General features: G+C 52.3%; 11 protein-coding genes. 1 reads left to right on the top strand and 10 read right to left on the bottom strand.

Features of this window, described 5'->3' with window-relative positions:
* Window positions 1-25: 25 nt before the first annotated feature.
* From RT120_RS13650 to gmk, 10 genes are all read right to left on the bottom strand, one after another.
* Window positions 26-577 carry a fimbrial protein gene (locus tag RT120_RS13650; RefSeq protein WP_312983291.1) on the bottom strand — a complete coding sequence of 184 codons (552 nt, stop codon included), beginning with the start codon at window positions 575-577 and terminating at the stop codon, window positions 26-28.
* A gap of 77 nt (window positions 578-654) precedes the next feature.
* Window positions 655-1,629 carry a fimbrial protein gene (locus RT120_RS13645; protein WP_409515050.1) on the bottom strand — a complete coding sequence of 325 codons (975 nt, stop codon included), beginning with the start codon at window positions 1,627-1,629 and terminating at the stop codon, window positions 655-657.
* A gap of 7 nt (window positions 1,630-1,636) precedes the next feature.
* Window positions 1,637-4,093 carry a fimbria/pilus outer membrane usher protein gene (locus tag RT120_RS13640; protein WP_312983287.1) on the bottom strand — a complete coding sequence of 819 codons (2,457 nt, stop codon included), beginning with the start codon at window positions 4,091-4,093 and terminating at the stop codon, window positions 1,637-1,639.
* 13 nt (window positions 4,094-4,106) lie between these two features.
* Window positions 4,107-4,814 carry a molecular chaperone gene (locus RT120_RS13635; protein ID WP_312983285.1) on the bottom strand — a complete coding sequence of 236 codons (708 nt, stop codon included), beginning with the start codon at window positions 4,812-4,814 and terminating at the stop codon, window positions 4,107-4,109.
* Window positions 4,815-4,892: 78 nt separating this feature from the next.
* Complete coding sequence (locus RT120_RS13630; protein WP_312983283.1) at window positions 4,893-5,426, bottom strand: fimbrial protein; 534 nt, start codon at window positions 5,424-5,426, stop codon at window positions 4,893-4,895.
* Between the two features lie 429 nt (window positions 5,427-5,855).
* Window positions 5,856-7,937, bottom strand: coding sequence for an ATP-dependent DNA helicase RecG (gene recG / locus RT120_RS13625; RefSeq protein ID WP_312983281.1), 2,082 nt, complete (start codon window positions 7,935-7,937; stop codon window positions 5,856-5,858).
* The gene (gene trmH / locus RT120_RS13620) at window positions 7,938-8,660 is read right to left on the bottom strand and encodes a tRNA (guanosine(18)-2'-O)-methyltransferase TrmH (RefSeq protein ID WP_312983280.1); all 723 of its coding nucleotides are present in this window, start codon (window positions 8,658-8,660) and stop codon (window positions 7,938-7,940) included. It abuts the gene before it with no gap.
* A 4-nt stretch (window positions 8,661-8,664) separates the two neighbouring features.
* Window positions 8,665-10,779, bottom strand: coding sequence for a bifunctional GTP diphosphokinase/guanosine-3',5'-bis pyrophosphate 3'-pyrophosphohydrolase (gene spoT / locus RT120_RS13615; protein ID WP_312983278.1), 2,115 nt, complete (start codon window positions 10,777-10,779; stop codon window positions 8,665-8,667).
* 19 nt (window positions 10,780-10,798) lie between these two features.
* Entirely contained in the window at window positions 10,799-11,074 is a 276-nt protein-coding gene (gene rpoZ, locus RT120_RS13610; protein ID WP_002436668.1) for a DNA-directed RNA polymerase subunit omega, read from the bottom strand.
* 54 nt (window positions 11,075-11,128) lie between these two features.
* On the bottom strand, window positions 11,129-11,752 hold the full coding sequence (gmk, locus tag RT120_RS13605; protein ID WP_312983373.1) for a guanylate kinase: 624 nt from the start codon (window positions 11,750-11,752) through the stop codon (window positions 11,129-11,131).
* A gap of 253 nt (window positions 11,753-12,005) precedes the next feature.
* Between gmk and ligB the strand changes: the two genes are divergently transcribed.
* A complete protein-coding gene (ligB, locus tag RT120_RS13600; protein WP_312983276.1) occupies window positions 12,006-13,691 on the top strand; it encodes an NAD-dependent DNA ligase LigB in 1,686 nt (561 codons plus the stop codon).
* The last annotated feature ends 38 nt before the right edge of the window (window positions 13,692-13,729 follow it).

The following is a 13,729-nucleotide window of genomic DNA, read 5'->3' as shown; positions in this document are numbered from 1 at the left end:
ATTCGTAGAATACGAATGCGTGAAATTACAGACGTTCAATCTGTACGGTCAGAGAGCCGTTAATAGAACCGGCTTTCGCGGTCTGATTATTCAGTTTCACCACGCCAAGCAGAAGCTGTGAAACATTTTCGTCAGGTTTAGCAAGCATGGTGTCCTGGTTAACCTTAACGATATTGCCGCTTATATCATAAAGCGCGATGCCTACGCCGGTTGCGCCATCAACGCCTGCATTGTTTGCCAGTGAGGTCCCATCTCCGCTGTCAGCGGTGCCCAGGAATTTATAGGCAATTTTCTGCTCACGCGCGCTGTCAGAACATTCCTGATCGCCAGACAGGCTAATTTCTACAGACTGGATACTGGCATTGCTCAGGCCATTGGAACCTTGTGCAGTCAGGCTGTCAACGTTATCACTCACATTGATAGTCGGCTTGCTCAGGTTAACCATGCAGGCATATTGATGGGTGACGGAACCTGTCACAGTCAGTGTTGCAGATACATCGTTAGGGCTGACTTCTGCCTGAGCGACACCAACCATAAACAGTGTAGAAATCGCTAATCCCAAAAATGACTTTTTCATAATCTAATCCCTAATGTTTTATGAATGAAATAGGTGAAAAACATTCACCAAGGTGAACATTCTTCCCTATTTCCTGTTTAAAGATAATTAATGCGTAAGGTGATCTGCGCTTTAACCTTTCCTGTGGAAACCGCCCCCTGTGTTCTGGCATAGCGAACGCTAAGCGGCAGGCTATATCCGCTTTGTTGCGGTAATGAAATATCCATAGGGCGACCAGGAATCATCACATTTTGGTTATAGAGCATTTCTATCCCCACACCGCTGGCAGGATTATCTTCAGACACATTTTTAAATATTGATGGGCTTTGTGAATCGTTGGCACCTTCAATATTAATGCTGGCTTTCTGGGTATTCAGGCATAACAAATTGACGTTGACTGGACGCGCAGCAATACTGCCGCTCTTTTCAAGAAGTGATGAATCTATCGGCGGTAGATCGATCTGAGGACTCGCCACCTGAATCGTGCAGTGGGCTTTTGCCGTTAATATCGTCATCGCCAGGTTCACGACAAGGGAATTATCGTTGAGCGCCAGCAGCGACGGTAAACGGACATTGACCGTACCGCTTTGGATAATGCCGGTCTTGATGGCTTCAAAGCGGAGCTTGATATCGTCCGTCGAGACCACGGCTTTCGATAAATCCGTCATAGGCGAACTAAACGGCAGCACCCACTCTTTTCTGGGCTGGCCGGGTTTATCAAAAATCACCGTTATCCGCAGACCCAGGCCGGGCAATGCGGTAGCAAACACGCCAGCTCCCTGTTGCGAGGCGGAGATTCGCCCGCTGAGCATTTTTTGGATTTGTTCAAGACAGGTGCCGGTGAGGTTACGGTGAGAACCCGTCAGTTGCGCCAGCGATGCCTCTTTTTTATACAGCACGGTGCCCGCCGCCGCGGTGGCGGTGCGTAACGGCAACTGTACGGTAAGGGGCACGGTAAGGTTTTGGGCATCAGAATGACGCGCTTTGCAGTCGCCTGGCTCCGCGGCAAAAGCGGCGGCGTTAAGCGCGAGCGCCAAAAGTAGAGCTGTGATCAGAATAAAGAATTTGTTCATGGCATCATCACTGGCAATTCACTGAAAGCAACGCGAGGGGTAGCGTGGTATCGCTCGCCGGGATAATAAAGGGCGCAGCGCACTGCTGCTTTTCACCCCAGTCAAATGTCACCGTTCCTTTTTCCGGGGCTGCATTGAGGTAAACCTGACCCTGGTCGCCAACGTAATAAGTGGCGTCGTTGCCTTCGATGCGGGCGCGGGCACCAAATGGCAGGTACTCACCGTTGTGTTTAACGGTCAGGACCATTTTATGGCCGGTGATCGCGGTAAATTGCGCCAGCACGACGGCGTCTTTGGTTGGCACGACCTGTGTCGCGGTACTGGTGAAATCGACCTGTTTACTGGTTTGCGTGTCAACACGTAGAGGGTTGCGGTGATAGGCGCGTAAATCCGGTGCAATGGCATATCCGCGTGAATCCGTGATGGTGTGTTGACCCGAGTCCAGCACCACATCCGGCGCGCCGGGAATAGCAACCAGCGCCTGGCTGCCGCTCGAATAGCGACCCGCAGTAATGCCATGACGATGGGCAATAATGTTGCCCGACGCATTCCAGGAGAGATATTGGTTGTCCCCGGTGTACCAGGTCGCATCCATATCACCGTAGCGGCCCTGGTAGTTCAGCCCGGCGGAGCCGCTTTTCGTATCATCTTGCCCATTCTGATGGGCATAAGAGACCTGAGTATTCCAGGTGAGATCCTGACGATCGCCGACTCGTCCCGTGATCCCGACCTGCTGGGAAACGTCGTCCTTCAGCCCTGACATGGTGGTCATATTCACCATCGGTTGTGCGTTCGGGAACATTTCGCTGAACGGGATAGATAAGGTCAGGGCAAGCTGTTTATCCCATTCCGCCGCGCCATTATCGCGCGTCATACTGTAAGCCAGTGAGAAACTGGCCGATCGCCATGCGCCATTCCAGCCCAGTTGCCACATCCGTGATACCGAACTGTCGGCATTTTCGCTTCGGCTTACCGTGGCGAAAAAACTGTGCTCGCTGGTGATCGACTGGTTGATGGTCATGTTGTATTCACGCCGTTTGGTGGAGTCATCAAACAGCTCGTGGGATTCTGCCCAGTCATTGAACGACAAATAGTCATTCAGGTAATAGCGGCTATCGATTTGGATTTGCGTGTCGGTTTCCGGAATGCTGTTGCGGTAGGTCAGGCGCAGCATTTCACCGCTGTTTTCCTGGGATGCGCGACGGCGACTATTACTGCGCGTGACATCCAGCGCAATCCCCCCGGCGCGTTGCAAATCAAATCCGAGGCCCAGACTGTATGCCTGATAGCGTTCGTGGTACTGGCTGCCGCCATAAAGCGTGGTATTCAGCGGTAAGCCCCAGGATAATGTGGCCTGTACGATGTCGGGATCTTTTTCCACGGCGTTGTCGCCAGAGAGATAGCGCCCGGCCACAAGGCTGTACTTAATCTGCCCGGTACGCAGGAGCTGCGGCACATTGGAGTAAGAGATTGTGCTGTGTGACTCTGAACCGTCAGCTTCGGTGATGGTTACATCCAGTTTTCCGCCGTTAGAAACCGAAGACAGATCGCTTATCACGAACGGGCCCGGCGGAACGGAGCGCTGATAAATAACGTTGCCGTTTTCTCTCACGGTGACCCGGGCGTTACTTTTGGCGATACCGCGAATCAACGGGGCAAAACCCGTTAACTGATCCGGGATCATGTCATCATCGGAACTGAGCTGAGCACCACGTACCATCACGCTATCAAAAACATCGCTGGGCGTGCTGGCATCGCCGAAGGTAAGCTCGCCTTTCAGGCTGCGAACGGCGGTTTCGACGTAGTTGGTGATATTTTTCCAGCCATCTTCTTTACTCATCGTCGAGTTGTTGCGGTAACGCCAACGCCCCAGATTGAACCCATTGGTTAAGTTGGCGTAAATCGAGTCTGCTGTGTCGCCATGGTGCGTGATGTACTGCTGTCCGGAGAGCTGATACATGCTGATTAACGCCGGGATACCGTCATCCCACTCTTCAACAGGAACACCGGTCAGGGTTTCGTCGCGCAATACGGTTTGGGGTAGCGAGATATCCAGTTGCAGCTTTGAGAAATCAAAGTTGCTCTTTGAACCGGGCACCTGTTCTTCGATGGGCAAGCAGGTATTTTTGAGCGCATTGTCTTCTGCTTTTGCATTAAGTTTGCTCATATCCACCCCCAGTTTCTGATAGTCCTGATAAGAAAGGCAGGCGACTAATTGCTTCTTGTTGTCTGCCTCAAATCGGACATCACTCACCATCACGCTCTGGTCATTTACATTGACATGAACGCGATAGATCCCTGCTGGCTGAAATCCCTGACTGAGCGCGCGGGTGTCAGCGATCGCCGCATTACCGTTAACCGCTTGCAAAAGGCCTGGGTCAAAGTATTCGCCCGCCAGCGCGGTTTGGACGCATGCCGCCGTCACGGCCAAAGACGTTAGCCACGTTTTTGTTGGACTACGCATAGCGCCCTGTTAATTAATCAAGGCGTTGGGTAAACGTGTTGGACGTCGTGCCAAAATCATTAATGGCATTCCATTCAACGTTTGCTCCGCTTGTTGGCGTATGTTTAAACCGGTATGACTTGTTACCGAAAGGGGGGATAACCGTGTTGTTATCCACCACGGAAACAGGAACCGATTCTTTATCAGAAACGATGCTGCTCAACACCAGATAAAACGGTGAATCGTTTTTTGCCGTTAGGGTATTGCCAGTGCGTGTCCAGTGAAGGTTTTTAATTGCCTCACCGGGCTCGCCTTTTAAGCCCGTTGGGCGATAGAAAAATTTGATACGGTTATTGATTGCCAGCACCATGCGGCTTTCAACTTTTGATTCTTCATCGTTCAGACCCGGCACGCCCTTAACATCCAGCCAAAATAAACTTTCACGATCGGCCGGGAGTCCTTTTCCTAAATAAACGACACGGATAACGTTGTCACTCTTCGGGGCCAGGCGAAATAACGGCGGCGTTACGACAAACGGCAGATTTTTTTTAACGGTGCTGTCGCCGTCATCAAGCCATGACTGAATAAGATAAGCGCGTTCTTCATCGCTGTGTACAGTTACTGACGCATCTCCGTCTTTCTCGTTATAAATTAAACGATCGGCATTCAGCATTAGTGCTGCATGTGACATCCCTGATAGAAAAGTGGTAGTGAAGAGCGTTGATAAAAGTAACTTTTTCATTTTTTAAATCCAATAAACACCGGAGGAAAACCCGTTGCTTTAAAAGCAACGGGCAAAGCGACAACAAATAAAAGAAGATTAAAGACGCTCGATCTGTACCGTAATCGATGAATGTACAAGCCCTGGTGCAGGCGTACTGTTGTTCATTTTCACCATGCCAGCGGAAAATAAATATTGTTTATTCAATGCGATTACCGTGCTGGTGTTCGGTGAAATAACCGCACCATTAGCGCCGTATACACCAATGCCGATACCTTGTGCCGCTGCACTACCGGTTACCGAGTTGGTAAAGGCGTTACCCTGCTCGGCATCGGCCATACCGATAAATTTAAGCGCCAGATCGGAGCCCGTTTTGCTCAGGCAACCATCACCAACCAGTCTTGCGACATTGGTTGTCGCAATATCAGCCTCATAATGGCCCTGCGTGGGCAGAGTGCTAATATCATGGCGGCCTAAATTCATCGTGCTTCTGTCGAGTTCAACAGTGCAGTTGGCATTACTATGTACATCTCCAGTAATCGCAAGGGTTGCAGATAAATCATTATCCGTCGCGAGGGCGGCACCGGACAGAAATAATCCGCTTGCAGCGATAACTAATCCTATTTTTTTCATTACACTATCCCTTAGTTAAATTGTGCTGTACAGGTTACAGCTATTATTAATCCCTGCGTGCAGAAATTAATAATTTTTAACCCCCGACGATTGTCAGTTTTATTTTTTTAGCAGAGGTTTAAATGATGCGTGATTATCAGGTGCTGGTGAAAATGCTGTCAATCACCCGGCGTATAGAGAAGACGCTTTATCTGTGTAATTAATTGACCAGGCCCATAAATTAAAATTCATATGCTTTACTTCTTCTGTTTTTAAAAGAACTCATTGCGTAGCGATGCAAAAAACAGTTCGCATAAGAACAGATTTAATTGTTCAGGTGAATTTTTATTGGATTGATATTATATGGTTATATGGATGATGACGTTAATGAGGGGAGGTTTTATGAGTGAAGGAAATAGATTTAATATCGCTTAAAAGTGTAATTGATTATTAAGCATTAGAGTATTTTTCAGTTTCTGGCATCCAGCGTTCAATTAGCGCTGTTGCTTGTTCAGGGTAACGGTCGTGAATATGGCGCGCGATACGCTGAACTTCTGGGATCAGTGCCTGGTCGCGCAACAGATCCGCGACTCTGAACTCCGCGTTGCCGGTTTGCCGCGTACCTAACAATTCGCCCGGGCCACGAATTTCTAAATCTTTTTGCGCAATGACAAAACCGTCATTGCTGTCGCGCAACACTTGCAATCGCAGCTGCGCTGTTTTTGAGAGCGGAGATTTATAGAGCAGCACGCAATGAGAGGCAACTGCACCACGCCCGACGCGGCCCCGAAGCTGGTGAAGCTGCGCAAGGCCGAGGCGTTCAGGGTTTTCGATAATCATCAGGCTGGCATTAGGGACATCAACGCCGACTTCAATCACCGTCGTCGCCACCAGCAGATGAAGTTCACCCTGCTTAAATGTCTGCATGACACTTTGTTTTTCCTGCGACTTCATGCGACCGTGCACCAGGCCAACCTTTAATTCCGGCAGCGCGATTTTCAGCTCTTCCCATGTGGCTTCGGCAGCCTGCGCTTCAAGCAGATCGGACTCTTCAATCAGCGTACAAACCCAGTAGGCCTGGCGTCCTTCGTTAATACAGGCGTTACGCACCCGTTCAATAATGTCGGCGCGTCGTGTGTCGGCAATCGCCACGGTAGTTACCGGCGTACGACCTGGAGGGAGTTCGTCAATGACGGACGTATCCAGATCGGCGTAGGCAGTCATCGCCAGGGTTCGCGGGATCGGCGTGGCGGTCATAATCAACTGGTGAGGATGAAAGCCCTGTTGTTCACCCTTTTCCCACAGCGCTAAACGTTGATGGACGCCAAAGCGATGTTGTTCGTCGATAATTACCAGCGCCAGGCCGTTAAACTGTACGTGCTCCTGGAAAATCGCATGGGTGCCAACCACCATTTGCACCTGGCCGCTGGCGATTGCTTCCTGTTGCGCAATCCGCGCTTTGCCTTTTTGTTTGCCCGCCAGCCAGCCGACCTTGATTCCCAGCGGCTCAAACCAGGCGGTAAAATTGTTGGCGTGCTGTTCGGCAAGCAATTCTGTCGGGGCCATCATCGCCACCTGTTTGCCGTTAGCGATAGCGCGTAACGCGGCAAGCGCGGCAACCAGCGTTTTACCGGATCCCACATCCCCTTGTACCAGGCGCATCATTGGGAAATCCAGCGCCATATCATGCTCGATTTCCGCGACCACGCGCTGCTGCGCGCCAGTCGGGCTAAAGGGCAGGGCGGCGAGTAACTGCTGTTTCAGTTTATCGTTGGCGGTTAGCGGCTGCGCATGATAACGCTGCGCGCCAGCCCGCAATGCCAACATACTCAGGTTATGAGACAACAATTCTTCCAGGATCAGACGGTGCTGTGCGGGATGTTTACCGCTTTCCAGATCGGCTAACTGCATTGAGGGCGGTGGGCGATGCAGCGTACGCAACGCTTCTGGCAGGCTCATCATGCCCTGAGCAAGTTCTGGAGGAAGGAGTTCAGCGATTGCACAGGTATCCAGCAACGCCAGTGCCTGATCGGTAAGTTTGCGCAGCGTTGCCTGTTTCACGCCTTCGGTCGTGGGATAAACCGGAGTGAGCGTTTCCTGTAACGCCGGCGCGCTCTGGTCGCCCTGAGTGCGGTACTCCGGGTGGATCATCTCTGCGCCGTATTTCCCGCGCTTCGCTTCTCCATAGGCCAGCACGCGGCGTCCGGTCGCCAGGCTGTTTTTCATCGCGGCGTTAAAGTTGAAAAACCGCATCGTCAGGATGCCAGTACCATCACTAATCTGACAGGTCATCATGCGACGCCCGCCAAAAGTGATATTGCTGTTCAGGACTTCGCCTTCCACCGTGGCGTAAATACCTGGCAGAAGCTCGCCGATAGGGTAAAGCTGGGTGCGATCTTCATAGCGCAGGGGGAGATGAAGCAGCAGGTCTTGCACAGTATGCAAGCCGATCTTCGCCAGCTTGCTGCTTTGGCTTGCCCCTACGCCCGTCAGAGCGCTAAGCGGCACGGCGTCGAGCAAGCGGCCTTTCATTTACGCCAGATCCTTGATAGCGCGATGGGCGGGTTTATTACCTGCCTGCATGGTGGTCCACCATGCCACATCGGCCTCAATCTCACCGAGCGCATTCACGCGCGGATAAGGCAGCCCCTTGCGTTTAGCGACTCTCGCCAGCACAGGGTAACCGCCTTCAAACAGCAATCGCTGTTGCTCTTCATCGGCAAGCATACTGTTTTTACGCTGGTACATCCCGGCGTTCTGACGCTGGCGCTGGGCTTCGTAGAGGATTAACGCGCTGGCGACCGATACGTTCAGAGATTGCACCATCCCGATCATCGGAATGATGATGTCCTGATCCGCCAGTTCCAGCGCCTGCTTTGTGATGCCGGTTTTTTCCTGGCCCATCAGAATGCAGGTTGGCCGGGTATAGTCAATTTCGCGGAAATCGACTGCTTTGTCAGACAGATGGGTAGCAAGAATTTGCATGCCGCGGCCTTTTAACTGGCTAACGGCATCCTGAATGGTGCGATGCGTTTTCACCTCGACCCAGCTATTGCTGCCCGCTGCGGAAGAAGCCATGGTGCTCATACGGCTACCCGGCCATACCGCATGGACTTCATGCACGCCGACGGCATCGGCGGTACGAATAATCGCAGAAACGTTATGGGGCTTATGGACCTGCTCCATGCAGACCGTCAGGTCAGGCTGGCGCCTGGCGAGCATCTCTCGGATACGCGCATAACGCTGTGGATTCATAAGGTTAGTTTCGGTTACGGGTGACTTTTATCACATCGGGCATGACGCGGATCTTACGCATAATATTCGCCAGCTGGACGCGGTCACGCGCCGTCAGGCGGATAAATGCGCTGTAAACGCGCCCGTCTTTCTCTTCAGTGTTCAAACTTTGAATATTTGAACCGGCGGTGTTAATTGCCGCAGTGAGATTCGCCAGTGCGCCCTGGTGATTGAACATATCGACCTTAATTTCGGTGATAAATTCCTGCTCGGTCTCTTTATCCCATTCCACCGCCATAAACTTCTCGGGCTCTTTTTGATAGCCACGGATATTACGGCAGGATTCGTGATGAATAACCAGGCCCTTGCCAGGACTGACGTGAGCGACAATCGGGTCGCCTGGAATTGGGCGGCAGCACTTAGCAAAGGTAATCAGAACGCCGTCCGCGCCTTTGATAGGCAGTGTGCTATGGCCGGATGCGGCAGGCTGCGGCGCGGATGACGCATCGCCCTGGAACAGGTTTTTAGCGACAACAACGCTCATCGCATTGCCAAGACCGATTTCCGCCAGCAGATCGTCGAGCGTTGCCAGCTTCATACGTTCAAGCTCACGCTGAATATTTTCCGGCGGGATTTCCGCCAGTTTCTTACTTCCACCCAGGGCGTGATTTAACAGTCGGCGACCCAGGCTGACAGAGTCGTCGCGCTTGAGGTTTTTCAACATCTGGCGAATTTTGGCGCGTGCTTTAGAGCTCACCACGAAGTTCAGCCAGGCGGCGTTAGGACGGGCACCCGGCGCGGTAATGATTTCTACGGTTTGGCCGCTGGACAGTGACTGCGACAGCGGATAAGGCTGGCGGTCGACACGTGCGCCGACGCAGGCATGGCCGATGTCGGTATGCACCGCATAGGCGAAATCCACCGGCGTAGCGCCAGCCGGTAATTCGACAATGCGCCCTTCCGGGGTGAAAACGTAAATCTCATCAGGGAACAGATCGGATTTTACGCTCTCGATAAATTCAAACGAACTGCCCGCGCTCTGCTGGAGTTCCAGTAGGCTTTGCATCCAGCGCTGGGCGCGGATTTGCGCGGTGGTACTGCTTTCGCCGTGCTCTTTATAAGCCCAGTGCGCCGCGACCCCCATTTCCGCCATCTGATCCATATCCTCGGTGCGAATCTGCACTTCGACCGGCACGCCGTGCGGACCAATCATTGAGGTATGAAGCGACTGATAGCCATTCGCTTTAGGAATGGCGATATAATCTTTGACGCGGCCCGGGCGCGGTTTATACAGACTGTGCATCTGGCCCAGCACGCGATAACAGGTGTCCATATCATGAACAATCACGCGGAAGGCGTAGATATCCATGATGGAGTGGAAACGCTGCTCTTTCAACACCATTTTGCAGTAAATGGAATACAGGTGTTTTTCGCGACCACTCACGCGGCAGGGGATACCTGCTTCCTGTAAACGCCCGTCTATTTCCGCGAGGATTTTCTGGATCATCTCCTTACGGTTACCGCGTGCGGCTTTCACCACTTCTTTAATCACGCGGTAACGGTTCGGATAGAGTGCCTCAAAACCCAGTTCTTCCAACTCGGTTTTCAAATGATGAATACCAAGACGGTGAGCCAGCGGGCTATAGATTTCCAGGGTTTCACGGGCGATGCGGCGGCGTTTATCCGGGCGCAATGAGCCCAGCGTGCGCATATTGTGGGTACGGTCAGCGAGTTTGATGAGAATGACGCGAATATCCTGCACCATCGCCATAATCATCTTGCGAAAGTTTTCGGCCTGCGCTTCTTTCTTATCGCGGAACTTCAGCTTATCAAGCTTTGACACCCCTTCGACCAGTTCAGCAACGCTTTTGCCAAACAGTTGCTCCATGTCCTGGTAAGTCGCAGGGGTATCTTCAATCACATCATGCAGAAGCGCGGCCATCAGTGTTTCGTAGTCGAGTTTCATCTCGGCCAGAATACAGGCGACGGCGACTGGATGGGTGATATAGGGTTCACCGCTTGAGCGTGTTTGACCCTCGTGGGCATCACGCGCAACAAGGTATGCCTGCTGCAGACGTTTGATTTGGTCTGGCGGCAGGTAGTGTTGAATCAGTTGATTCAGGCTTTCAAACAGATACAAGGGCGACCCGACAGGTTAATTAACGACGGCCTTCAGCAATAGCGGTCACAGCCTGCAGTTCGGCGGCTTCCTGCTCCTGCTGCTCCTGACGATCGCGAACATCAAGGATCTGATTGGTGATCAGGCCTTCTTCGATTTCGCGCAGTGCAATCACGGTCGTCTTATCGTTTTCTTCCGGTACCAGCGGATCTTTGCCGCCAACCTGCATCTGACGAGCGCGACGCGCAGCGACAAGTACCAGGTCAAAACGGTTACCAATTTTCTCTACAGCGTCCTGAACAGTTACGCGTGCCATATATAAAAAGCTCCACAGATGAAGAAATGACTGGGCATGATACTGAAACTATCTTCAGTCTGCCAATAGTTTGGTGATTAAAGCGTCATGTCGCTGCTTCTGGCGGCTCATACGCAGACGTTCGGCGCGCAGGATAGTTTTTAAATCCGCCAGCGCCGTATCGAAATCATCATTGATGATTAAGTAATCATACTCTGCGTAATGGCTCATCTCAGCAACGGCCTGAGCCATCCGTTTTGCGATAACCTCTTCGCTATCCTGTCCACGGCCACGCAGGCGTCTGTCCAACTCATCCTTTGACGGCGGCAGAATAAAAATGCTGCGCGCCTGTGGCATCTTCTGGCGGATTTGCTGTGCGCCTTGCCAGTCGATATCCAGAAACACATTTACGCCTGTTGATAAGACCTGCTTGATGGTTTCGCGAGAGGTGCCGTAGTAATTTCCGAAAACTTCGGCATGCTCCAGAAATGCTTCCCGGGCAATCATTGTTCTGAATTCTTCATGGTTCACAAAAAAGTAGTGTTCGCCATGCACTTCACCCGGACGTGGATTGCGGGTGGTATGTGAAACAGAAACTTGTGTGTCGTACAGCGGTTGCGTTTTCAATAAAGCCTGAATAAGGCTGGATTTTCCCGCGCCGCTGGGTGCGGAAACAATATAAAGCGTGCCTTGAGCCATGGGTGTCTTAACGATTCGGTATGCAAAAGGAAGAGTGTATACCGGCTTATTATACACGCCGATACGCAACGACGTAGCCCCCGTCACACTTTTCCCACGGTTTCGTTGCTTTTTGCGCGAAATCTCGCGCTTTCCCATGTCGGTTTGCCATATCCGTGAAATGTCCTGGAGGCTTTCTCGCAAAGGTAATTTTTGCAGTATGACGCCGCGCTCCGGCTGCTTTATATCAATGGCATTACTCAGGGGAGGCGCTATGAAGGGATACCTAATTATTATGCTGGTGTTGTTTTCGACGATGGGCTATTGCGATTGTCCTGCGTGGTCAGAAGGACGCGCATCTCAGGACATGACGGCGCTGAAAAAACAGATAAAAGACTGGGATGACGCATATTGGCAGCAGGGCGAGAGCAAAGTAAGCGATGAAACGTATGATGCTTTGCGCGCGCAGCTGCTGCAATGGGAGGGGTGTTTTCCGCACGTGTTGGATCAGGAAAAAGCGATAACGGCTAAAGGCGGGAACACCCTTCATCCTGTGGCGCATACCGGGGTACGCAAAGCGGCAGACAAAAACGCGCTTGCCGACTGGATGCAGAGGCGCGAGGCGCTCTGGGTCCAGCCGAAAGTCGATGGCGTGGCGGTGACGCTGGTCTACCGCAAAGGCAAACTGGTTCAGGCCATTAGCCGGGGCGATGGGCTAAAAGGGCAGTCATGGCTTGAGAAAGTCAACGCGATTCCGGCTATCCCAAAATCAACCACGGGTCCGCTGGCAGACAGCATTTTGCAGGGCGAAATTTTCCTTCGCCAGCCAGAGCACATTCAACAACGATCGGGCGGCGTTAACGCGCGTGCTAAAGTTGCTGGCGCAATGCTACGGCATGGAACATCACCGCTGTTGAGCGAGCTGGATATTTTCATCTGGGGATGGCCTGGCGGTCCGAACACGATGCCTGAGCGGCTACAGCGTCTGGCAGAAGGTGGGTTTCAGTTAGCTCAGCAATGGTCCTGGCCTGTGGAAACCATCAGTGATATCGAGAACTGGCGTAAACGCTGGTTTACCAGCCCGTTGCCGTTTGTGACCGATGGCGTGGTGGTCCGGCAGAGCCGGGAACCGCAGGCGCAAAACTGGCAGCCGGGCCAGGGCGACTGGCTTATCGCGTGGAAATACGATCCTGAAGCCCAGACGACACGGGTTCGGGATGTTCAATTTACCGTCGGGCGCAGCGGTAAAATTTCTGTGGTGGCGCTTCTTGAACCGGTAACGGTAGATGATAAAAAGATACAACGGGTCAATATTGGCTCCGTCCGCCGCTGGCAGGAATGGGATATTGCGCCAGGCGATCGGGTACTTGTGAGCCTGGCAGGCCGGGGGATCCCGCAAGTTAAAAGCATTGTATGGCGCGGTGTTGAGCGGCATAAACCACAACCGCCAGAACAGAACCATTACCACTCGTTAAGCTGCTTTTATGACACGCCGGACTGCCACGAGCAGTTTATATCGCGGCTGGTCTGGATAAGTTCCTCTTCGGCACTGGCAATATCCGGTGTGAATCAGGCGGGCTGGCAACAGTTGGTCGATGCCTTTCACTTTGAGCATGTTTATTCATGGCTTCAATTGACCCAACAGCAGTTGCAGGGCACACCTGGTTTTTCAGCAAAGCGTGCTCTGGAGACGTGGCATCGGTTTAACCTGGCTCGCCAACAACCTTTTCGGCTGTGGTTGAAATCGCTTGGTCTACCTTTGCCTGCCGCCGCGTTTACTCTTTTGCCCGATCGTCACTGGGATGAAGTTGTGAACCGGGATGAGTTGAGCTGGCAGCAATTACCAGGCGTAGGGGCGGAAAGAGCGCGTAAAATAATGCAGTTTATACGGCACCCGTACATTGCCGCGCTTGTCGATGTGCTGGCGCACCAGGGGATAACGGGATTTAGCCAGGAATAATGTCTATCTACCGGATGCAACGGGGTTTTACATTGCAG

This window comes from Atlantibacter sp., assembly GCF_032062175.1.
GTDB lineage: Bacteria > Pseudomonadota > Gammaproteobacteria > Enterobacterales > Enterobacteriaceae > Atlantibacter.
Note: the sequence above shows the minus strand (reverse complement) of the source record. Positions and strands in the feature narration are given on the sequence as shown.